General features: G+C 53.3%; 18 protein-coding genes. 4 read left to right on the top strand and 14 right to left on the bottom strand.

Going from position 1 to position 22,358, the window contains the following annotated elements; translation table 11 throughout:
* Window positions 1-184: 184 nt before the first annotated feature.
* The 7 genes from I6J23_RS08610 to aspS all read right to left on the bottom strand — a co-directional run bounded on the left by I6J23_RS08610 (window position 185) and on the right by aspS (window position 8,723).
* Window positions 185-1,153, bottom strand: a complete 969-nt coding sequence (locus I6J23_RS08610) for a glycine betaine ABC transporter substrate-binding protein (RefSeq protein WP_412523810.1) — start codon at window positions 1,151-1,153, stop codon at window positions 185-187.
* A 107-nt stretch (window positions 1,154-1,260) separates the two neighbouring features.
* Window positions 1,261-2,115, bottom strand: a complete 855-nt coding sequence (locus I6J23_RS08605; RefSeq protein WP_204581708.1) for an ABC transporter permease — start codon at window positions 2,113-2,115, stop codon at window positions 1,261-1,263.
* A complete protein-coding gene (locus I6J23_RS08600) occupies window positions 2,108-3,370 on the bottom strand; it encodes an ABC transporter ATP-binding protein (protein WP_204581706.1) in 1,263 nt (420 codons plus the stop codon). The genes I6J23_RS08605 and I6J23_RS08600 overlap by 8 nt, the downstream gene beginning before the upstream one ends.
* A 2-nt stretch (window positions 3,371-3,372) precedes the next feature.
* Window positions 3,373-4,014 (bottom strand): ABC transporter permease, encoded by a 642-nt coding sequence (locus I6J23_RS08595; RefSeq protein ID WP_204581704.1) that lies wholly within the window; start codon window positions 4,012-4,014, stop codon window positions 3,373-3,375.
* 143 nt (window positions 4,015-4,157) lie between these two features.
* On the bottom strand, window positions 4,158-5,546 hold the full coding sequence (locus I6J23_RS08590) for a replication-associated recombination protein A (RefSeq protein WP_204581703.1): 1,389 nt from the start codon (window positions 5,544-5,546) through the stop codon (window positions 4,158-4,160).
* Window positions 5,547-5,565: 19 nt separating this feature from the next.
* Window positions 5,566-6,822, bottom strand: coding sequence for a phosphotransferase (locus I6J23_RS08585; protein WP_204581701.1), 1,257 nt, complete (start codon window positions 6,820-6,822; stop codon window positions 5,566-5,568).
* A gap of 107 nt (window positions 6,823-6,929) precedes the next feature.
* Window positions 6,930-8,723, bottom strand: coding sequence for an aspartate--tRNA ligase (gene aspS / locus I6J23_RS08580; RefSeq protein ID WP_204581700.1), 1,794 nt, complete (start codon window positions 8,721-8,723; stop codon window positions 6,930-6,932).
* Window positions 8,724-8,884: 161 nt separating this feature from the next.
* Here aspS and ypfJ point away from each other — a divergent pair, with 161 nt between their 5' ends.
* Entirely contained in the window at window positions 8,885-9,730 is an 846-nt protein-coding gene (gene ypfJ / locus I6J23_RS08575) for a KPN_02809 family neutral zinc metallopeptidase (protein WP_204581699.1), read from the top strand.
* 251 nt (window positions 9,731-9,981) lie between these two features.
* Window positions 9,982-11,451 carry an FAD-binding oxidoreductase gene (locus I6J23_RS08570; protein WP_204581698.1) on the top strand — a complete coding sequence of 490 codons (1,470 nt, stop codon included), beginning with the start codon at window positions 9,982-9,984 and terminating at the stop codon, window positions 11,449-11,451.
* On the opposite strand, the gene hisS is transcribed toward I6J23_RS08570, so the two are convergent.
* Window positions 11,427-12,710: a histidine--tRNA ligase gene (gene hisS, locus I6J23_RS08565; RefSeq protein WP_204581697.1), complete on the bottom strand. Its 1,284-nt coding sequence runs from the start codon at window positions 12,708-12,710 to the stop codon at window positions 11,427-11,429. The two genes, I6J23_RS08570 and hisS, sit on opposite strands and share 25 nt — an antisense overlap.
* Window positions 12,711-12,800: 90 nt before the next feature.
* Window positions 12,801-13,514 carry an MBL fold metallo-hydrolase gene (locus I6J23_RS08560; protein WP_239454889.1) on the bottom strand — a complete coding sequence of 238 codons (714 nt, stop codon included), beginning with the start codon at window positions 13,512-13,514 and terminating at the stop codon, window positions 12,801-12,803.
* A gap of 144 nt (window positions 13,515-13,658) precedes the next feature.
* Between I6J23_RS08560 and I6J23_RS08555 the strand changes: the two genes are divergently transcribed.
* Entirely contained in the window at window positions 13,659-14,471 is an 813-nt protein-coding gene (locus tag I6J23_RS08555) for a peptidylprolyl isomerase (protein ID WP_204581696.1), read from the top strand.
* Between the two features lie 156 nt (window positions 14,472-14,627).
* Here I6J23_RS08555 and I6J23_RS08550 read toward each other — a convergent pair whose 3' ends face one another.
* Both I6J23_RS08550 and I6J23_RS08545 read right to left on the bottom strand, forming a co-directional pair.
* A complete protein-coding gene (locus I6J23_RS08550; RefSeq protein WP_204581695.1) occupies window positions 14,628-15,293 on the bottom strand; it encodes an MBL fold metallo-hydrolase in 666 nt (221 codons plus the stop codon).
* A gap of 2 nt (window positions 15,294-15,295) precedes the next feature.
* Window positions 15,296-16,432 carry an S-(hydroxymethyl)mycothiol dehydrogenase gene (locus I6J23_RS08545; protein WP_204581694.1) on the bottom strand — a complete coding sequence of 379 codons (1,137 nt, stop codon included), beginning with the start codon at window positions 16,430-16,432 and terminating at the stop codon, window positions 15,296-15,298.
* A 221-nt stretch (window positions 16,433-16,653) separates the two neighbouring features.
* Between I6J23_RS08545 and I6J23_RS08540 the strand changes: the two genes are divergently transcribed.
* Window positions 16,654-17,463: an Fpg/Nei family DNA glycosylase gene (locus I6J23_RS08540; protein ID WP_204581692.1), complete on the top strand. Its 810-nt coding sequence runs from the start codon at window positions 16,654-16,656 to the stop codon at window positions 17,461-17,463.
* 5 nt (window positions 17,464-17,468) lie between these two features.
* Here I6J23_RS08540 and I6J23_RS08535 read toward each other — a convergent pair whose 3' ends face one another.
* The 3 genes from I6J23_RS08535 to I6J23_RS08525 are packed head-to-tail and all read right to left on the bottom strand — an operon-like array spanning window position 17,469 to window position 22,092.
* Window positions 17,469-19,739: a RelA/SpoT family protein gene (locus I6J23_RS08535; protein ID WP_204581690.1), complete on the bottom strand. Its 2,271-nt coding sequence runs from the start codon at window positions 19,737-19,739 to the stop codon at window positions 17,469-17,471.
* Window positions 19,732-20,283, bottom strand: coding sequence for an adenine phosphoribosyltransferase (locus tag I6J23_RS08530; RefSeq protein ID WP_204581688.1), 552 nt, complete (start codon window positions 20,281-20,283; stop codon window positions 19,732-19,734). The genes I6J23_RS08535 and I6J23_RS08530 overlap by 8 nt, the downstream gene beginning before the upstream one ends.
* A complete protein-coding gene (locus I6J23_RS08525; protein WP_204581686.1) occupies window positions 20,284-22,092 on the bottom strand; it encodes an ABC transporter substrate-binding protein in 1,809 nt (602 codons plus the stop codon). It abuts the gene before it with no gap.
* Between the last annotated feature and the right edge of the window lie 266 nt (window positions 22,093-22,358).

Below are 22,358 nucleotides of genomic sequence, written 5' to 3'. Positions count from 1 at the left end.
GGTGCGGAGCTGACGTTAACAAAATGGTCGGTAAACACTGTACCGTCTAGCCAACAGAGTACAGCGTGGTGTGGCGCTACGGACAACAGGCTTCGGAATAAACCAAATGAAATGGAACGATTGCGAAGGCGACGGGTCGCTGAGCCACAATGAACGCAGCGTGGGCTGGAAAGTCACGCTTGAACTACTTCACGAAGCCCTCCTCGCGGAGCCAATCCCACGCTACCTCAGAGGGCTCATCGCCATCCACGTCGACTTTCGCGTTGAGATCTTGAAGAACATCATTGGTAAGTTTTTGTGCCACAGGCTCAAAGAGGGGTTCTAGCTGGGGATACTTCTTGATGAGATCAGTCCGAAATACGGGAGCTACATTGTACTTCGGGAAGAAATGCTGATCATCTTCTAGCGTTCGCAAGTTCAAGGCTTTAATACGACCATCTGTCGTGAAGACTTCACCAAAATTGCATCCTCCCCGATCAGTTGCGGAATATATAGCACCTGTATCCATCAAAGAAATGTTGGACGAGGGTACTGGAGGAATCCCGTATTTCGCGAGCATCGGCTGGAAACCATCATTACGATTGGCAAATTCTGCCTCGAGGCAGAACGTTCTTTCGTTCAGAGGAAGGTCCTTCAGCTGAGAAATCTTCGTGATATTGAGCTGCTTAGCTTTGTCCTCCCGTATTGCTAACCCATAGGTATTGTTCATAGGAGCAGGCGGTAACCAAGTTAAACCATTTCCTTTGTCAGCATCGCGAACGGCAATGTACTGTTGGTGACTGTCTTCAATAGGGTCATCGTGACCGAGATATGAGATCCACCCTGTGCCCGTGTATTCCCACTGCATGTCTATATTTCCGCGAAGCATTGCAGATCGAGCACTATTTGATCCTGGAATATTGGTCAGATCGTCGACATGCGCGCCCGCAGATTTGAGAAGTGTGACCGCGATTTTTCCCAATACAATTTGCTCAGTGAAATTTTTGGATCCAATAGCGACATGAGCTCCTTTAACCGACTTTCCCTCGACAGGGCCTGCTAATTCGCCATTGTGGGTAAAGCCTCCCGACGTACCCAATCCGCAAGCAGTAAGCGAACCGATTAAGAATACTGATATCACGGAAGCAACAATCGTGTACGCTGCCCTCCGCACCGAGAGAGTACCGCGCCCACTTTTAACGGGCCTTATTCCACCGTCCAGGAGTCTCATGCTAGGTGGATTGAGGCCGGGGCTATTTGGGCAGTTTTTTAAACCGAACCTCATGATATTCCCTTCGGTGTCACTGCTATTTCAACTATTCGACCAATCCAATCGACGAACAATGCCAACAATGCAACGAGTATCGCTCCCGAAACCAAGACGCGATAACGGAACAAGACGATCCCAGATTGAATCAGAGCACCCAGCCCACCAGCATCAATAAAGGTAGCAAAGGCACCGACCCCTACCAATAAGACCAATGCGGTGCGAACACCATTAAGAATGACAGAGGAAGCCAGAGGAATTTCGATTCGCCACAATATTTGCCACGGCGTCATTCCCATCCCCCGAGCGCTTTCGATAAGCTCTTTGTCTACGCCCTGGAGTCCTGCGATGGTGTTAGCCAAAACGGGGAGGAAGGCATACAAAGATAACGACAAGATAGCGACTGGTGTGCCGAAGCCCAGCCACATCGCCAGGAGCACGATCACCCCGATAACAGGTGCTGATTGCCCCGCATTGCCGATCCCGGTAACGATAGGAACTAAAAACTTCATTCGCTGTCGCGTGAGCACAATCCCCAAAGGCAGGCCTACGGCAAGCACGATAATCGCTGAGATAACGACGATGCAAAGATGCTCAAGAGTTCGGCGGCCGATCACTGACCATGCTAGCTGGCGCATTTCTACATCTGTCAGTGTTGTAGTCGTCCGCCATATGAACCAGATCCCGAACACAACGAGGATGAGGATAGGCGTCCCAAAAACGAGGAGCTTATCCTCCTTGGTTATCTGGAGATTGCGGATCTTGCTATACGTCCCACGATGTGGAGCGCGGTCGGTGTTGTGCGACTGACCTGATTCGCGGATTTGCGTCGCAGATGAGTCTGAATGGTGGGAGGTCAATTTAGACATCGGCATCACGTTCCGTGCTCGAGTTCCAGAGAATGGGTTTTGCCTCGTGATCCGGTCGTGTTTGCTGGTGGACATACTGATTAACTTTTTCGTAGTTAATAGTGCCGACGTAGCGGTCCCGATCTGTCACCAGCGCGCCGCCATGACTCGATGACAGCATGGAATCTAAGGCGTTGTTAAGTGTGGATCGGAGGTCCACCACTGTCTGCAGTTTCACCGTAGGTGTCGGAACGTATTCAAATCGTGAAATACCTTCAAGGTATACCCAGTCTTTAGGTCTTTCACCCTCATCGAGAATGACTACAGAATCCTCTCCAGCACTCGTAACCCGCTCAGTAACGTCGTCGACTCGATCACCTATGTGGCATACTGGTGGTTGATCGAGTTGCATATCCGATACCTTAAGAAGGGCTAACTGCTTTAACCGAGATCCTGACCCCACAAAATCAGCAACAAAGTTATTAGCCGGGGATGACAAAATATTTTGGGGAGTGTCATATTGCTTGACAACACCACCGACGTTAAAGATGACGATTTTGTCACCTAGTTTGATTGCTTCATCAATGTCATGGGACACGCAGATGATCGTTTTGTGAAGATCTTCTTGGATAGAAAGAAGTTCATCCTGCAGGTGATTTCGCGTGATTGGGTCAACGGCCCCGAAAGGCTCGTCCATCAGAATAACTGGAGGATCAGCAGCAAGACCGCGAGCAACTCCCACTCGTTGTTGCTGGCCTCCCGAGAGTTCACGCGGGTAACGGTCCCGATAGACCGATGGATCGAGGCCAACCATGTCTAAAAGCTCATCCGATCGAGCGCTTATATCACTCTTTTTCCACTTCAAGAGTCCAGGAACAAGCCCGACGTTATCTCCTACAGTGAGGTGAGGAAGGAGACTGCCTCCCTGAATAACGTAACCAATTTTTCGTCGAAGCTCGGTGGCATTTTTCTTCGTAACATCGTCCCCATCGATGAAAATATGCCCGGATGTGGGTTCAATAAGCCGGTTAATCATTTTAAGGGAGGTCGTCTTCCCACAACCCGACGGTCCGACGAACATGACGGTGTTACCGGCATCAATGGTGAGATCTAGATGCGTGACAGCCGGCGTCTCTTGGCCCGGAAATTTTTTCTGTACACCGTCCAACACAATGTCAACGCCAGATCGACCGGAGGCTTCGCCGACAGCGTTTGATTTATGTACCGAGTGTCCCGAATTGTGGATCCGGTGATGACGGGTATTAAATGATGACATTTTTACCTTCTCAAGCCTTGCGGGATTGTTAGCCGACCGAATCCAATAAGTGCGAAATCAACAATGAGGGCAACAATAACCACACCTACTGTTCCAACTACTGCGTAGTTCACAGCATTCGCACCGCCAATTTGGCTCAATCCGGTGTAGATGTAACCACCAAGACCAGGCCCTAATGCATAAGCGGCGATAGCAGCCACTCCCATGGACATTTGAGCCGAGACACGAATACCGGTCATAATCACTGGCCAGGCGATAGGCAACTTTACTTTTGTTAAAATTCCTAATGAGCTCATGCCTTGTCCACGAGCAGCCTCAACTAAAGTCGGGCTAACTCCATCTAAACCGACCACCGCATTTCGAAGAATAGGCAACGTGGCATAAAAGCACACGACGACGATAGACGGCAAGGTCCCAATTCCGACTATTGGAATGAGCATTCCTAAGAGGGCGAATGATGGGATTGTGAGCCCGATAGCAGAAATAGCATTTGCAATAGGCGCTAGTGTGCGAAAAGACGTGACAATAACTGCCAATATTAAAGCGATAATGGAAGCGATAATCAGCGACTGTATAACGAGACTTCCGTGCTGGTAGCACCGAAAAAGAATGTCTTGCCACCGCGCAGAAATAAATTCCGCCATGCTGTGGTCAACTCCTCGATGACCACGCCATCGCAATGGTCATTAATCGTTAGAAGTACGTAGTGACCACTATAGGCCCCATCAACCAATTCTGCAGAGGGTCGAAAAAGGTAATAAACGAATCTCTCGGGCGCCGAAAAATTCTACGATGACGATTTCTTTCCTCTCACGATCTGTTCGATAGCCTCGAGGCGCGATTGTAGGGCTCGCTCGTCGCCATGCGTGGTAGGCACATAGTAGCGCTGGTCAATCACCTCATTAGGTGGATATTGCTGTGTGACCACGCCACGAGGATCATCATGTGGATACACGTATCCAACAGCGCTACCAATACGCTTCGCGCCTTCATAGTGGCCATCACGCAGATGTGAGGGGATAGCTCCCGCCTTGCCCTTCCGCACATCCTTGATTGCTGAATCAATGGCCACTATCACCGCATTTGATTTCGCAGCAGTAGCTAGATGGATGGTCGCTTGGGCAAGCGTGATACGCGCTTCAGGCATGCCGATCATCGATACTGCATGCATCGCCGCGACGGCAGTCTGGAGGGCGTTTGGATCCGCCATTCCAATATCTTCACTCGCCAGAATGACTAGCCGACGCGCGATAAACCGCGGATCCTCCCCCGCTTCCACCATCCGCGCTAGGTAATGCAAAGCAGCGTCGACGTCAGATCCACGAACTGACTTAATGAACGCACTAATCACGTCATAGTGTTGGTCACCATCACGGTCATATTTCACTAACGCGCGATCAACATTGTTGGCGACAATCTCCGGCGTTATAGTCTCGCCATCGTTCAAAGACTGTGCTGAAGCCTCTACATAGGTCAGCGCACGTCGTGCATCGCCTCCCGCCATCGCAACAATCGAGTTCACAGCCTCGTCGTCGATAAGGACTCTCCCGGCTAATCCTCGCTGTGACGAGACAGAGCGGAGGATCACCGTGCGTATAGCCTCGTCATCGAGTGGCTCCAGCTGAACAAGTAACGACCGTGAGAGCAATGGCCCGACGACAGCGAAGTTAGGGTTCTCAGTCGTCGCCGCGACGAGCAGCACTGTTCGATTTTCGACGGCCGCGAGAAGCGCATCCTGCTGGGTTTTCGAAAATCTATGTACCTCGTCGATAAAAAGGACGGTTTGAATGCCGTCAATAAGGGCTTGACGTGCCTCCTTAAGGACGCTCCGAATCTCTTTAACTCCAGAACTCAGAGCGGAGAGCACCCGAAAGCGACGTCCGGTCGTGGAGGAAACAAGGGACGCGATCGTCGTTTTACCGGTCCCCGGTGGACCAAAAAGAATGACCGACGAATCCCCCGCTCCCTCAACGAGACGGCGTAATGGCGAACCCGGCCCAAGAACATGCTCTTGGCCTACGACCTCATCCAAGTTACGCGGCCGCATACGCACTGCTAAAGGCGCCGACGCCCCTGGATGAAAATAGTCCGCAGATGACTCTGTTGAGGAAGAAGAGGTGTCAAGCGGGTTGCCGAACAATCCGGACTGACCCGAATTCGTGTCATCATCCGTCATATATGGGATCCCTCATGTGTTATGAGCCGGAGCGCTCCAAGTTTTTCACTGCCGTGCAGACCTCTCGACTAAAAGCTGAGACAGCGGGAAATCTGGGGTCTTGGCCACGTTCGGCTAAAGCCCCAAGGGCTTCGAATGTCTGAATAATGTCGCGACGAATGACCAATTGATCTCGTGTTCGCGCGCGACCATGGAGGATATGCTGTCCCCTAAAGTCAATAGACCGGTCCAGATCCGAAGCCTCAGAGTCCTCCTTGGGAGCGGTTCCACTAGTCGATGCCTTATTCTGGTTCCCGTCAGTAGTGAGCCGTACTTTATCAATCAGCGCAGTGAGCCCTCCAGCTTCCAAGATGGCTAGTGACAGAAGCGACCACCCTACCAAGGCTGTTACTATTCGCGCACGCAAGCGTTCATCGTTGAGCACATTCGGCCACATTCCGCTCACTTCATGGCGCCACGCGTCAACGAACTTCCGGCTGAGTTCTCCGTTAAGGGCAGTGCCCTCGGCATATTGAGGGAAGCCGGCAATCACGCACGCAACGTCAAAGGTGACATCGCGGAAGCCGGCCCACTCAAAGTCAAGATACGTGATCCTGTGGCTGCCACACAGAATATTGTCAGGCGACAGGTCGAACGGCGTAAAAGCCCTATGCTGACCCGAAGCCAACCGTCGTGATGAATCAGCAGCAAAGTCTGACACTTCTGCTGGAACATCAACGCCTAGCTTTTCCACCATGCTCAACCCGTAGTCAATGGCGTCAGTTAGGACGCGTCCACGGGCGACGGCTAGCTCACGGCCGGCTTTTGCTCGGGACATCATGCGACGAAGTAGCGTTGCGAAATCATCTTCCGCTCCAGCGGTCGCACGATGCATGCGTCCCAAGGATGTGCCGAGTCGCCTCACCAACTTCGCTTTATCGTCATCTGAGCTGGTGTCCCATACGTCGATAAGATTGTCGACTGATCCAGCGTCTGTGGTGACCATTAACCTTTTGTCCAGGTCATATGCCAACATGACCGGACCAGGGCGAGATTCATTAGCAAGCGAATTGGTGAATTGATACGCGACAATCTCACGAACGAGTGCTGGATCAGGACCGCTCAACGATTCTGGCGGCAAATGCTTAATGATCACTGTTCGTTCATGCAGGAAGGGGTTAGTGGCGACGCGCGCACGTAAGACTAACGCAGACCCTGACCCTCCTAGATCGTCTGGATCGGACAGGTGGGGTTGGCCGCCAAGCCTGTTACCCAATAAGTCAGAGGCTGCGCTCATGACCGTATCAGTGGATAGCACTGTGTGCCACTACTCCTTGTCTACGCCGGGACATTCCCGTTCCATCACGTACAGTAAACCCGCCGAAACGCTGTTCGCATGGAAAATCAGTTCTTCGTTTCTTTCTTCTTTGGTTTTGCGTCGATGCCTGATTCTTTGCGCTGCTCTGCAGTGATGGGCGCTGGTGCATCAGTAAGAGGATCGACGCCACCACCAGACTTGGGGAATGCAATGACATCGCGAATGGAATCGAAGCCACCCAAGAGGGAGACGATGCGGTCCCATCCGAAGGCGATACCCCCATGCGGTGGGGCACCGAACTTCATTGCTTCAAGGAGGAATCCAAACTTTTCCTGCGCTTCTTCGTCCGAAATGCCCATGACGTTGAATACTCGTTGCTGCACGTCCGAGCGGTGGATACGGATTGAGCCGCCACCGATCTCGTTTCCGTTACACACGATGTCGTACGCGTAGGACAGTGCAGAACCAGGATCTTTGTCAAAGGATTCCATGCACTCTGGCTTCGGGGATGTGAAGGCGTGGTGGACGGCGGTCCATGCGGAGTGTCCTAAGGCCACGTCGCCCTCTGCCGTCGCGTCGGCTGCCGGCTCAAAGAGCGGAGCATCAACAACCCAGGTGAATGCCCAATCGCCTTCCTTGATAAGACCCAGCTTCCGGGCAACTTCGCCGCGGGCTGCGCCTAACAAAGCGCGAGATGATTTAGCGTCGCCGGCCGCGAAGAAGATGCAATCGCCAGGCTTGGCTCCGACATGGTCGGCGATACCTTCACGTTCAGCGTCGGTAATGTTCTTTGCGACGGGGCCAGAGAGCTGGCCGTCGTCGCCAACGAGAATATAAGCCAAGCCTTTCGCGCCGCGTTGCTTTGCCCAGTCCTGCCATGCGTCCAACTGGCGCCGGGGCTGGGAAGCTCCGCCCTCCATGACAATCGCGCCAACATAGGGGTTTTGGAAGACACGGAATGTGGTGTTGGCAAAAAACTCCGTGCACTCAACGATTTTGATATCGAACCGGAGATCAGGCTTATCCGACCCGTAATACTTCATAGCGTCGGCATAGGTCATGCGGGGGATCGGAGTCGAAATGTCGTAGCCGATCTCTTTCCAAATGGCGGTGAGGATGTCCTCTGCAACGGCAATCACGTCGTCCTGGTCAACAAAGCTCATTTCGACGTCGAGCTGCGTGAACTCAGGCTGCCGATCAGCGCGGAAATCTTCGTCTCGGTAGCAGCGAGCAATCTGAAAGTACCGTTCCATGCCGCCAACCATCAGCAACTGCTTAAACAACTGAGGCGACTGCGGGAGGGCATAGAAGGATCCCGGACGTAAACGAGCGGGAACCAGGAAGTCACGAGCACCTTCCGGCGTCGACCGCGTCAACGTAGGAGTTTCGATTTCATGGAAGTCGTGCTTCCGGAGCACTGACCTCGCAGCCTGATTGACATTCGAGCGGAGGACCAAAGCATCATGCTGTGTTTTCCGTCGAAGGTCTAAATAGCGGTATTTGAGGCGATTTTCCTCACCAACTTCTCCGGATGATGACTGATCGTCGATCTGGAAAGGCAGAGCCTCCGACGCATTCAAGATGGTCAGTTCGTTGACGTTTAACTCGATGGCGCCCGAATCCAGGTTAGGGTTCTCAGAGCCCTCAGGACGGACGTCGACGACACCCGTTACCCGGATGCAGTACTCGCTGCGAAGGTGGTGCGCCTGTGCAGCAACATCAGAATCGCGGAAAACAACCTGCGCCAGACCCGATCGATCGCGTAAGTCAATAAAAATCACGCCACCGTGATCACGACGACGAGCGACCCAGCCACTCAATGTCACGGTCTGGCCTACATGGTGAGAACGAAGTTCACCGGCAAGGTGTGTGCGATGCACAGGGCAATCCTTCCAAAAATCGTGAGAGATCTTTCACTAGAGTGAGGCGATACCACCTGTAAACGGTTGTTGGCACACTCGGCTCCTCACCTTACCCGATGACCAATCCTATTTGGCGTCCGCCTCTCTACTTCTGTGCTGCATTTGGCAGAATATGAGTTGTGACGTTTAAGAATGATTTTCAAGCCTCGGGTTCTCGCGCTTCTCACGGTGGTGGGCGCATCGCTGCAGGTGGCGGCGTGGGCTCCATTGTTTTGGTCGGTTTATACCTTCTACTTGGCGGAAATCCGGCTGATCTGATTAATAGCGGTGGCGGGGGTGGACATGACCAAGCGAACCGCGAGGAATGTAAATCTGGTGCTGACGCGAACAAATATGATCACTGCCGCGTCGAGTACACAGGGATTTCACTGGACAGAGTGTGGAGCAGAATTTTGCCTGAACAGGCAAATATCGACTACACCAAGCCGGGCTTAACGCTGTTTTCTGGGGCAACTTCCACGGGGTGCGGACAGGCTAGCTCATCAACCGGCCCGTTCTATTGTCCGTCGGATTCCACAGCATATTTCGATACGTCATTCTTCCAACAGCTGAAAGACATGGGCGGCTCTAATGGACCTTTCGCGCAGGAGTACGTCGTTGCCCATGAATTCGGACACCACATTCAAAATCTCCAGGGCACGCTGGGATTAAGCGACTACAACAACCCAGGAGAAGACTCCAACGCTGTCAAGATGGAGCTTCAAGCGGATTGCTACGCCGGAATATGGGCGAATCATGCTGCTCAAGGCGATGACGCAATTCTTGAACCACTGAGTGATGACCAAGTTCAGCAAGCAGTGACTACTGCCCAAGCTATCGGCGACGACGCCATCCAAAAGCAATCGGGCCAGTCCGTCAACCCGGACCAATGGACACACGGATCATCAGAAGAGCGTAAGAGTTCTTTTCTCAAGGGATATAAGAACGGCACAATGAGCGCGTGTAAACAATCGTTTAACGAATAGACCTCTGGCTTCTCACCACGAACACGCTCGCCACGTTCAGTCGATGACCTCACCGCCGTGTTTGTCGCTTCCCGCGGTTCCAACGACGACGCGCCTGGCTCCACACGTGACTGACGTGCGAATAGTCCTTCCCCGGAAATTATCGCGGTTGACTGAACGAACAATAAAGAAGCAACGTATGTGTTTCTTTCACTGAATAATGTCCTATAAATATTCGCGAATACTGATTTATTAATCCTTAGGAGTTCACTATGCCCGTCCGTATCCCGACCCCGCACTCGTCGGCTGACTCAGATTCACCAGAATCAGATCGCGATAGGTTAGCTCGCGAGCTCGCCATCCTCGTCGACGATTTTGACGGCACGATTACCTTTGACGACGATGTTATCGCTGCGCATTCCCATGACGAGGCTCCCCAACCAACGAGTGGTCGCGCCTTGGCCCTCGTGAGAGCCAGGAGCGTCGCCGACGTTCAATCTGTCGTTCGATTCGCATATGAACATGGCATTCCCGTCGTGCCTCAAGGAGCCCGAACAGGCTTAACCGGCGGAGCTAACGCTAAAGAAAACTGCATTCTGCTCTCGGTGAAGTCGATGGATCGTATCCTCGAAATTAGTGAACTCAACCAGACGGTCACGGTAGAGCCCGGCATTATCAACCAGGACCTTAAAGATGCGCTCCGGCCGCACGGGCTACTGTATCCACCTGATCCGGGATCGGTGGGAATGTCCACCATCGGGGGAAACATTGCGACCAATGCCGGTGGAATGTGTTGCGTGAAATATGGCGTAACACGCGACTTCGTGCGTGAGCTCAAGGTCGTTCTTCCAGATGGAACTTTAACTCGCGTAGGCCACAAAACTGCGAAAGGCGTTGCGGGGCTCGAGCTCGCTCAGCTTTTCGTCGGTTCAGAAGGAACCCTTGGCGTCATTGTCGAGGCCACCCTTCGACTAATTCCCCTGCCGCCTACTCCCCTAACCGCGGTCGCTACATTCACCTCAGAACGCGACGCAGCAGAAACGGTTGCCGCTTACATGGGATCCGGGTACCGACCATCCATGTTGGAGATGCTGGATGGTCTCACGATTTCTATGCTCAATGAGCTCGGTGATTTCGGCCTCGACGAAAATGTCGGTGCCATGCTGATCATGCAATCTGATTCGACGACGGCGAAGAAGGACACTGAAGAATTCACAACGATTGCTGACAAACACAATGCAATCGACATCGCGTTTTCCGATAACCCCGCAGACAACGATGCTCTTGTTGCCGCTCGACGGATGGTTCACCCGGCCAATGAATTATACCAGCGCAATCACGGTGGCGGACAACTGATTGAGGATATATGCATTCCTCGCTCCGCCATGGCAGATTTCTTCGATGGCTTGACCGCAATTCGGAAGAACACCGGGGTCGTCATAGCGACCATTGCACATGCTGGTGACGGAAATACGCACCCGGCCTTGTTCTTCGACGCTGATGACCAAGCATCCTGCGACCGTGCTCAGAGTGCGTTTGAGCAGATCGTCCACCTTGGTTTATCCCTCGGAGGCACGATTACGGGCGAGCATGGCGTCGGAGATCTCAAAAGCAAGTGGCTACCCCATGAATTGGACGAGGGAGCGCAAAACCTACACCTCGCTATCAAACAGGCGATTGACCCGGATTCGATCATGAACCCCGGGGGTATGTACCACTACATAGCCTCTAATCGACCATGAACTTCCTGGACGACCTGATCAAAGGGGACGGCAGTTTGTTCGCCTTCATGTAGGTCCTTGACCTGCACGACGGATTGGGCCAGCTCGTCTTCCCCAATAACCAGGGCAAAACGCGCACCTGCGCGGTCGGCGGCTTTCATCGAACCTTTGAGCCCGCGGTGTCCATACGACATATCCGCACGCACTCCGGATTGACGGAGTTCATTAATGATGATGGGCATTCGGCGATGCGCCTCCTCCCCCATGGCCACCCCGTACACGTCTACTCGGCTCCCGTCCGTCACCGTCTTCTTTTCAGTTTCCAACGCAAGGAGTGCTCGTTCCACGCCGAGCCCAAAGCCCACCCCAGAGAGGTCGCGGCCACCTAGTTCAGCCATCAGACCGTCGTACCGGCCTCCCCCGCCAATACCAGATTGGGCCCCGAGGTCATCGTGGACAAACTCGAAACACGTCTTCGTGTAATAGTCCAGGCCACGCACCATGCGCGGATTGATCGTGTAAGGAACCGCCAGATCATCCAAAATTCCGGTGACCGTCTCGAAATGTGCGCGAGCCTCGTCGGAAAGATAATCAAGCATGAGCGGGGCGTCGGCCGTCATTTCCTTGACCTCTGGACGCTTGTCGTCCAAAACCCGGAGCGGATTAATCTGTGCACGGTGCTGTGTTTCTTCATCCAGCGGTAGCGACGTTAGGAAGTCCTGGAGTTTCTCTCGGTATGCAGGCCGACAAGTGGAATCCCCCAACGACGTTAGTTCCAGCCGGAACCCCGTGAGACCTAAAGATGTAAAACACCGATACGCAAGCGCAATGACTTCAGCATCGAGAGCGGGATCATCAACACCAATCGCCTCAACACCGACTTGCTGGAACTGACGATACCGGCCGGCTTGTGGCCGCTCATAGCGGAAGCACGGTCCTGCATAGACCAGCTTTGCGGGGAGTTGACCACGATCAAGTCCGTGCTCAATGACTGCCCGCATCACTCCAGCTGTGCCTTCGGGACGGAGCGTCATCGAACGTCCGCCTCTGTCTTCGAAGGTGTACATCTCTTTTGTGACGACGTCGCTAGACTCCCCAACTCCCCGAGCAAAGAGTGAAGTGTCCTCGAAGATCGGAAGCTCAACTGGCTCGTACCCAGCTACCGTCGCGCAATGATGAAAAGTCGAGCGAACAGCGTTGAACTCGTGAGAATTCGGCGGAACATAATCAGGAACGCCTTTAGGAGCAGTGAATTTACGTGGCTTCGAGGATGTACTCACGGATTCACACTATAGCGAATAGGGGCAATCGGCTGGCCGACCGACGGCGACACCGCATGGTGCAACGGCCCCTCAACGAGGTGACGCTTTTTATAGGCCGCGGAGAAATGGGTTCTGCTGAAGCTCCTCTTCGATGGTGGTGCTTGGTCCATGTCCTGGAAGAATCATGGTCTTTTGCGGAAGTTTCTTAACGACGTCGGCCAGCGTCGATTTCATGGAGTGCGGGTTGGAGCCGGGCAAGTCCGTCCGGCCAATGCCACCGCGGAAGAGAACGTCGCCTCCAAAACACGTCTCTCCCAGGAAAAGCATGGTCGACCCAGGGGAATGTCCGGGTGCTCCAACGACCGTGAGCGTGCCGACGGCTGTCTCGAGAGTGGTCTGACCGCCAATAGCGACTTCGGGATAGGTGCCGCTGTGAGGGTCGGTGGCGGAGCCATCCATCCACGAAATGTCGTAATGCTCTACTCGTTTGGGCTGTTCCATGTGGTCATGGTCAAGAATGCGATCAATGTCCCGGAAGGCGCCATCACCGTCTTCGAGCATGAAGACATCGGCCACGTGGAGCCAAACCGGAACTGAAAAACGGTTGGCGATGATTCCCGCATCGCGACTGTGATCCAGATGCCCGTGCGTTAAATACACTCCAGCCACGGTGAGGTCATGATCCTCCATATACGATAAAACAGGTACATGGGCACCGTGGCCTGGATCAATCACGATGGCCTCGTTGCCACGTGTACAGATGTAGCAATTAGTGCTTAAGGCTCCCACGGTGGTCATGGTGATAGTCACGTCGTTGGTCATAAGACCATGGTAGGCATAGTAGGATGTCGGGGCGGGAAACCAGTCGCCGCCGATAAAGTGCAATTATTATCAATAATTATCACGTGCAACTATGGTTCTGCAGCCCCGACCGTCATTCACAAGACTGATAGAAAGTGATTGTTTGTGAGCACCAACAAAGAAAGGCGCGAGGAAGCCTTCTCAGCGCTAGAAAAAGAGCTGAAAAAGCGTAACCGTGTGGAGAAGGCACGGCCCCTCGGAGTCGTCGTCGCTACTGTTGTCATTCTCGTTGCAGTAGCTGGCGGGATTTATTGGGCAGCAACGTCTGGCGGTGACGACCATGATGATACAGCGGCATCTGCTGAAACAACTACCAACGGCGATTCGGTCACGTGTGACTACACCAAGGCGGACCAGCCTGATTCGAAACAAGCTGATCTCCCCAAGAGCGATAATGTGTCGAAAAAGGGAACAGTGAACGTCACCTTGCATACGAACCAGGGTGATATCCCTATCACCATGGATCGTTCCAAGTCCCCTTGCACGGTCAATGCGATTGAGTCTCTTGCTAAACAGGGGTTCTACAACGACACAGTGTGCCATCGGCTCACGACAGAGGGCATTTTCGTCCTTCAGTGCGGTGACCCCTCAGGCACGGGCAAAGGTGGCCCAGGTTTCACGTTCAAGGATGAATACCCTTCAAACTCTGTGTCCGACAGCGACAAGGAGGGGACATTTGACTACAAGCGCGGGACTCTAGCAATGGCGAACTCAGGAGAGGACACCAACGGATCTCAGTTCTTCCTTGTGTACAAGGATTCGCAGCTTCCCCCCAAGTACAACATTTTCGGTTCGATTTCCGACGACGGTCTGAAAACCATCGATGGTATTGCCACCAAGGGCGCGAAGCCTCAGGATGAAAGCGGAAATACTGCCCCCAATGAAGAAGTCAAGATCACTAGTGCTGCAGTGAGCTAGCGCTTAGAGCTCCATCGCGATCGGGCTTCAGAATGTCGGCATCACCCCCGATGCCGACATTTTCCATTTAAAAGCGCTGCGATAAAAATGCCCCCCGATACAAAAATGCCGCGTGACAGCATCTGATCAATGCGTCACGCGGCAGTAGAGCCGCTGCTAGTACCCTCGTTCGATCCACTCCTCGAGATGAGGAGCTTCCTCACCGATCGACGTGGCATCACCGTGCCCCGTGTACACTTCCGTCCGCTCGGGCAAAGTCAAGACACGCGTCTTCAACGACTCGATAATCGTCGGGAACGATGAAAACGATCGTCCAGTCGCGCCGGGCCCACCGGCAAATAATGTGTCACCGGAAAGAAGGACATGTGCCTCGGGAAGATAAAGGCAGCACGATCCCGGTGAATGGCCCGGAGTGTTAATGACCGACATTGTTGTGTCCGCAATGCTAAACCGTTGCCCATCGTCAAGATCCTCATGAGCAATTCCGGGGTGGGTTTGCTCCCATAGCATTTGATCACCTGGATGGACGAAAATCCGTGTGTCCAGTTTTTCCGCCAACTCTGGCGCGACGGTGATGTGATCGTTGTGCGCGTGAGTACACACTATGCCTTTCACTGTGCGCCCGGCGACAGCGTCGACGATCGGATCGGCAGTGTGCGCGGCGTCGATAATAATGCATTCGGAATCGTCGCCTATGACCCAAATGTTGTTATCGACTTCCCACTCTCCACCGTCGAGTGCGAACACACCGTGCGTAACGACACGGCTAATTTTTAGGCCCGATTCGCTCTGGCCTTCGGTTGTCAATTTCCACGAATCCATCGTTATACCACCACCACAGAGCGCAGAACATTGCCCTTCTTCATGGTCTCGAAAGCGTCCTCGACCTCATCTATGCCGATGCGCTCACTAATGAACTTGTCCAAGGGGAATTTACCCTGCTGGAAGAGGGACACATACATCGGGAAATCGCGTTCTGGTAGGCAATCTCCATACCAGGATGGCTTGATGGTACCTCCGTGCGAGAAAACGTCCAAGAAAGGTAGTTCTAGCGTCATAGTCGGTGTTGGAACACCAACAAGAACAACGCGTCCGGCGAGATCACGCATGTAGAACGCCTGAGTAAATGTCTCTGGGACACCCACAGCATCGATAGCCACATCGACGCCGAAACCACCCGTGAGGTCCTTAACCGCCTTAATAACTGGTTGCTCTTCGGGAGAGGCATCCTCGTCATCATCGTCGGAGGTCAACGACTTCGGGTTGATCGTGTGCGTTGCTCCGAACTCCTTGGCTTTTTCTAATTTGTCATCGGAGACGTCGATAACGATTACCTTTGTCGCACCCGCTAAGGCTGCACCCGCGACAGCGGCCATGCCAACACCGCCAGCCCCAATCACAGCGACGGATTCGCCACGTTTGACCTGCCCGGTATTAACGGCTGCGCCGAGTCCTGCCATGACGCCGCACCCCAACAGGCCTGCTGCAGCAGGATCAACGTCGGGATCGACCTTCGTACACTGCTTTTCATGGACCAGGGTCTTTTCGGCAAAAGCACCGATTCCCAACGCTGGTGTCAGTTCAGTTCCGTCAGTGAGCGTCATGGACTTCGAGGCATTGAACGTGTTGAAACACAAGTGCGGTTCGCCCCGTTTACACGCGCGACACTCGCCACACACTGCGCGCCAGTTCAAAACGACTGTATCCCCTTCGGCAACATGAGTGACTCGTGAGCCGATCTGTTCGACGATGGCAGTTGCCTCATGCCCGAGTAAAAATGGATAGTCGTCGTTGATCCCGCCATCGCGGTACGCCAAGTCTGTGTGACAGACCCCGCATGTTTTAACCGATACAATAACGTCGTTATCGCCTGGTTCTGGAATAACGATGTCTGTTAGCTCAACAGGCTCCTTTTTTTCCCGGGAGATAACGCCCTTCACTGTTTGAGATGCTGCAGTCATGAATATCGTCCTTTCTCATTAATGGACCGTCATCGAGTGTAATGAAGTCTTGTGCACTCCGCTGTGTCATAGAAAAAGGAGATCGATCAGGGCTTATGCGATTGACGTTGAGATTGCTTTTACCAGCAAATACACATTGCTAAATATAAATTATTTTCAATAAAACACTGTGGTGTTCCGTTACACCCTATGCAATTACCCCATCTGAAAGAAGTTCAAGAATGCCAGAAGGCCACGTCATTCATCGGCTCGCTTCATCCCTAAATCGCGAATTTGCCGGACATGAAACTGTTGTTAGCTCGCCACAAGGGCGATTTGCGACAGAGGCTGATCAGCTCAACCACACCGTGCTCGCGCACGCCGAAGCGCACGGAAAACACTTGTTCATTGACTTCGCGGCCAACCAAGCAGCACATATCGTCTATATTCACTTAGGTCTCATTGGAAGCTTTCGTATCTCGGACCTCGCAGATCCACGAGGTCAGGTTCGTTTGCGAATAGCCTCTGCCACGCGAGCAGCTGATTTACGCGGTCCACAATGGTGCAGGCTCATCACTGATGAAGAAAAAGACACCGCTATTGGGAAACTTGGGGCCGATCCACTCTCCCCGTACGCCGATCCCAGCCGTAGCTTTCAACGAATCAAGCGTTCGTCGAAGCCGATTAGTACCTTGGTGATGGATCAACGTATCTTCGCGGGTGTCGGAAATATTTACCGCGCCGAAACTCTATTCAGGTTAGGGCTTAACCCTCAGCTACGCGGTAAAGATCTTACCGACGGCCAACTTTATGCGATATGGAATGACCTCGTCGAGACGATGACGAGGGGATTTCGCGTAGGGAAAATCGACACCGTTCGGCCAGAGCACATGCCTGAGGCCATGGGGCGGGAACCACGAGTCGATGCCCATGGGGGCGAGGTTTACGTTTACCGACGTGCCGGACTCCCGTGTTATGTCTGCGGAACCACTATTGTCGAGCGAAAGGTTGACGGGAGAAACCTCTTTTGGTGCCCCACGTGTCAGTCATAACGCCACTAACCGCCCGACGTGACCCGGAAGACGTCGAAGACGCCTTCAATATTTCTCAGCTGGGTCATCAAGTAGCCAAGCTGTTTGACGTCGGAAACCTCGAAGGTGAAACGAACAACCGCGACACGATCTTCAGCCGTATGAGAATTCGTCGCTAAGATAGCGACTTTCTGTTCTGATACGGCCCGAGTGACGTCAGATAACAACCCCTGACGGTCAAGTCCTTCGATTTGCAATGTCACTGTAAAGACAGCTCCACTGCGTTCTGCTGCCCACGACACGGCAATCAGGCGTTCAGGCTCTTCTTTCAGCTTCGGGGCATTAGTGCAGTCCGTGCGGTGGACACTCACTCCACCACCTCGGGTCACGAATCCGAAAATGTCGTCGCCGGGGACGGGGGTACAGCACTTGGCCAGCTTCGCCATGTAATCAGCGTCACCTTCAACAAGAACCCCCGCCGAATCGGCACGAGAATTCTTCTTGGACCTGAGCTGAGACAAAGGAGTGCGAGCTGCAAGTGCATCTTCCGCCTCCTCTTGTCCCCCAAACTGCTCCATCAGCAGGTTGACGACGCGACCAGCCGTGATGTTGTTATTACCAATAGCGGTGTACAACTGGTCGACGGAGTTAAACCTTAGTTGGCCAGCAATAGTTTGCATGGATTCGGGAGTAAAGAGCCGATGCATAGGCAGCCCGCCCCGCTGGATTTCGGCGGCGAGGGCATCCCGGCCCGCCTCCAAAGCAACTTCTCGACGTTCCTTCGCGAACCACTGACGAATCTTCGACTTCGCACGCGGCGACACAACGAATGATTCCCAGTCCTTCGAAGGGCCGGCGTCCGGATCTTTCGACGTGAAAACTTCGACCCGGTCTCCCGTGTGGAGTTCCGACTCGAGAGCAAGAAGCTTGCCGTTCACCTTCGCGCCGATACACCGGTGCCCCACCTCAGTATGGACTGCGTAGGCGAAGTCGATGGGTGTTGATCCCGATGGCAGAGTGATCGCGTCCCCTTTCGGGGTAAACACGAAGATCTGGTTTGAGGAAAGATCAAACCGCAGATTCTCCATGAATTCGTTGGGGTCAGCAGACTCCCGTTGCCAGTCGAGAAGCTGACGCATCCATGCCATCTGGTCCAGTTCTTTTGCGGAACCTTTGTTGTGCCCCTTGGTCTCCTTGTATCGCCAATGCGCCGCAATGCCGAACTCAGCGTTGTAGTGCATTTCATGAGTCCGGATTTGGATCTCGAGAGGTTTATTATCCGGCCCGATCACCGTCGTGTGGAGCGATTCATAAACTCCATAGCGTGGCGTAGAAATATAATCTTTGAACCTTCCGGGCATCGGCTGGTACAGCGTATGTACAGCACCCAGGGCGGCGTAGCATTCCTGCACGGAATCGACGAGAACACGGAGTCCGACGAGGTCGAAAATTTCGTCAAAGTCTCGGCCACGAACGATCATCTTTTGGTAGATCGACCAGTAGTGTTTTGGTCGCCCCACTACCTCTGTACTGATGTGGTAGTCCTTGAGCCGTGCTTGTAGCTCTTTAGATACTCGGGCGATATATTCGTCACGCTTCGGTGCCCGATCGGCCACCAATCGGACGATTTCTTGGTACTTCTTGGGGTACAAAATAGCGAAGGAGAGGTCTTCTAACTCCCACTTCACCGTCGCCATTCCCAACCGATGAGCCAGCGGAGCAATGACCTCCAAGGTCTGCCGAGCTTTCCTTGCCTGCTTTTCCGGCGGGAGGAAACGCATCGTCCGCATATTATGCAGGCGATCAGCAACTTTAATGACCAGCACGCCAGGATCGTCAGCCATTGCGACAATCATTTTCCTGATGGTCTCGGCTTCAGCTGCTGAACCCAAGGCCACCTTGTCCAGCTTGGTGACTCCATCCACCAGGTGAGCCACTTCAGGACCGAAGTCGTGCTCGAGTTCTTCAAGTGTGTAATCAGTGTCTTCCACCGTGTCGTGCAGCAGGGCTGCAACAATCGTGGTGGTATCCATGCCGATCTCAGCACAAATCGTCGCTACGGCAAGAGGGTGAGTGATGTACGGTTCGCCAGACTTACGAAATACACCGTCATGTAATTGCGCGGCAGTCTCATAGGCACGGTTGATGAGAACAACATCCGCTTTCGGGTGAACCTTGCGATGAATCGTCAGCATCGGTTCCAAAACCGGATTATATTTTGCACGATTCTGACCCGTCAGACTTCGAGCCAGACGTGCACTCACCGAACCAACCCGAGAGGGCGACCGATCACTCACTACGCTCCCCCACCACCGTCAGAGGAAGGTCAGCTAGACGCTTCCGGCCTTCCAACGCTTCAACTTCGAGAATGACGGCCAATCCAGCGACATTCGCCCCCGCTTCCTCCAGAAGGGCCCGGGAAGCGCACAGTGTACCGCCTGTGGCAAGAACGTCGTCGATAAGAACAATGTTCTTTCCCTGAATATTCAGGCCTTCTCGAGGAATTTCCAGGGCCGCATGACCATATTCCAAGTCATAGCCTCGATGAAAAACCGGTGGCGGAAGCTTACCTTCCTTGCGCACTGCTAAGATTCCCAGCCCCAGTTGATAGGCCACAGCAGAACCCAAAAGGAATCCACGAGCGTCCAGCCCGCCGATGATGTCTGCGTTATAGCTCCGAGCAGCCTCGGCTAATTCGTCAACGATTAAACGAAACGCGCCCGCATCTGCCAACACCGGAGTGAGGTCTTCAAAAACCACACCTTCAGACGGAAAACCGGGCACGCGGCGAACTAAGGTTGCCACTGCATCGGCTGCGGATGAATACTCACTGTCGGTCATCTAATTCTGATCTTTCTTCCATCGATCCATGTTCCAGCCGACCCCAACATTCGAGGTGCTAGGCACTAGATTACTCACTGCGTTATGCACAACCACGGCGCGGGGTTCAGCAGACAATGGGATCGTCGACATGCTATCCCATAATTCCTCTTCCGCTTGCCGACGTTCATCGATGGTTCCACCGACGAACGTCGAGGTTGAAAAGTACGTTGTGGGGTCAACCGCTTGAAGAACAACGTCAGCCCTGTCCGTCAGAGCAGTGCTATCAGCATGGTCTGTGGACACATCATCGACGGTAATTCCGCTATCGTGACAGGACTCACGGATGGCATCTGCCATGGCGACATACCGATCATTCGTACGGTCGTACGATAAACGGACTGTGGATCCCTTCGCTGCTTTGCGGGCAGCAGCAGTGTCGTGATTTCCATGCTGTAATGCGATATCACTGACTGCATCGAAGGACGAACTCGTCGGCGGCGTCAAACGAAGCCCGTAGGCTGGAGCCTTCATTGATGAATGGGCTGACGATGCTTCGGCCACAGCTACCCGGTCAACACACTGCGATAGCGCTCGGCGTATACGTTTACTTGCCATGACCCCGTGGTCAGCAGGAATGAGCGAGTCAATCCGGCGTGAGAGCATTGTCATTACACCGTATTTCTCTGATTCCACTGTCAAGCGTGATGCGGAGGCCGAGGAACCACCACCATGCGGAACTGAGAATGCGGGAAATCCCTCATTATCGTTCGTGGCTGGTTTTCCTGCTTCCGACGAAGACTGCGATTCGCTCGGGGCGTTTGAGGTGGGTGAGGTTGGCGTCGCTGACGAGGACGTCTCAGACGATGACGATGTCTGCGAGAACCCTGCCTCAGACGATTCAGGTTTGGATGGTAGTGGCTCAGATGATTCTGAGGACCCTTCGCCCTGCGATAAACGGAACTCGGAAGGAAGAGCTCGATCACTATCGACAACCTTGAGTGATTTGTGGTGCGCAAGGTCGCTCAGAGACGCTGAGCGAGGATAGACCACGATATCATCGATTTTTGCCGGGTCTCCCCACCAGTGGGGATTCTTGTGGAGTGTCACTGACCGCGTATGGGTAATCGGATCGTTATCGGTAACCGACTTAACCGAGTATGGCCCGGTGGACACAATATTCTTAAGATTCTCTTCCTTCAGGAGAAAGTTCTTTCTCCACAAATCGCCCAATTTTTTTACCATTTGGTAGTCCGCAGATCCCAGCGCATCAGTTAAATCTTCAACTCCAGCGTGAGACGCAATAATGTGAGAGGGCATCACTGACCCGGCCGGGAAAAGATTCTGGTATCGGGACCCGTACCCGCGGGCAAACTCTATGCGAAATTTTTTCTCATTATGCCTGCATGTGACTGATTCAACCTGTTCCAGAAGAGGATTATCAGAATCAAAATATTCTTTCTTATGTTGAGCAAACCATGCCAAGTAAAAGTCATCACACGTAACCGGTTTGCCATCCGAATACTGGGCCCGGGGGTTAATGACGTACTCAACACTTCGGTTCTCATCGGGGGCCTGGACTGACGTAAAAAGATCATTATTGACGAACGCCTGACCGTTGGGCCCATCAATGAAAGCGCCAGGATATAAACGAACTGATAATCGCGCTGCATCGGATGCCTGTCCTTGGGCACTAGCACCGTTAACAGTGGTGAGGGTGCTACCACTTACGTAGGCAAACCCTGTGTGTGCGTCGTCATCGCCTGCATGTTCATTCGTATCGCAAGCGGCTAAACCTGTGACTAATAAAGCTGCCGAAATTGCCGTCACAATCTCGCGGAGACTAGCACGTCGGGAACGTGGTAATGAGGACGTTGCTGACGGGAACTGGGGACGTGACTTCTTAAATCGCTGTAACACGGGTGGAGCCGATCGTGTCAGAAAATGGACGTACAAAGCACACTAACGCTGTATTCATAAGAACACAGGATGTGCTGTTAAGAAAAGTTTAGCGCCCTTGCATCGGAGTAATGAGCAAGGGCACTGTACGGCGAGAAATCTAACTACCCGATCGGCTAAGAACGCGCCATGCGGAA

Origin of the sequence: Corynebacterium kroppenstedtii (genome assembly GCF_016894245.1) — a bacterium.
GTDB lineage: Bacteria > Actinomycetota > Actinomycetes > Mycobacteriales > Mycobacteriaceae > Corynebacterium.
This window is presented reverse-complemented; position numbering and strand designations above follow the sequence as displayed.

Excerpts from the sequence above, each read along its gene's own strand:
- I6J23_RS08560 (WP_239454889.1), bottom strand. The coding sequence starts at position 13,514 with ATGACCAACGACGTGACTATCACCATGACCACCGTGGGAGCCTTAAGC.
- I6J23_RS08585 (WP_204581701.1), bottom strand. The coding sequence starts at position 6,822 with ATGAGCGCAGCCTCTGACTTATTGGGTAACAGGCTTGGCGGCCAACCC.
- I6J23_RS08550 (WP_204581695.1), bottom strand. The coding sequence starts at position 15,293 with ATGGATTCGTGGAAATTGACAACCGAAGGCCAGAGCGAATCGGGCCTA.
- I6J23_RS08570 (WP_204581698.1), top strand. The coding sequence starts at position 9,982 with ATGCCCGTCCGTATCCCGACCCCGCACTCGTCGGCTGACTCAGATTCA.
- I6J23_RS08540 (WP_204581692.1), top strand. The coding sequence starts at position 16,654 with ATGCCAGAAGGCCACGTCATTCATCGGCTCGCTTCATCCCTAAATCGC.
- I6J23_RS08595 (WP_204581704.1), bottom strand. The coding sequence starts at position 4,014 with ATGGCGGAATTTATTTCTGCGCGGTGGCAAGACATTCTTTTTCGGTGC.
- I6J23_RS08590 (WP_204581703.1), bottom strand. The coding sequence starts at position 5,546 with ATGACGGATGATGACACGAATTCGGGTCAGTCCGGATTGTTCGGCAAC.
- I6J23_RS08530 (WP_204581688.1), bottom strand. The coding sequence starts at position 20,283 with ATGACCGACAGTGAGTATTCATCCGCAGCCGATGCAGTGGCAACCTTA.
- I6J23_RS08545 (WP_204581694.1), bottom strand. The coding sequence starts at position 16,432 with ATGACTGCAGCATCTCAAACAGTGAAGGGCGTTATCTCCCGGGAAAAA.
- I6J23_RS08605 (WP_204581708.1), bottom strand. The coding sequence starts at position 2,115 with ATGTCTAAATTGACCTCCCACCATTCAGACTCATCTGCGACGCAAATC.
- I6J23_RS08600 (WP_204581706.1), bottom strand. The coding sequence starts at position 3,370 with ATGTCATCATTTAATACCCGTCATCACCGGATCCACAATTCGGGACAC.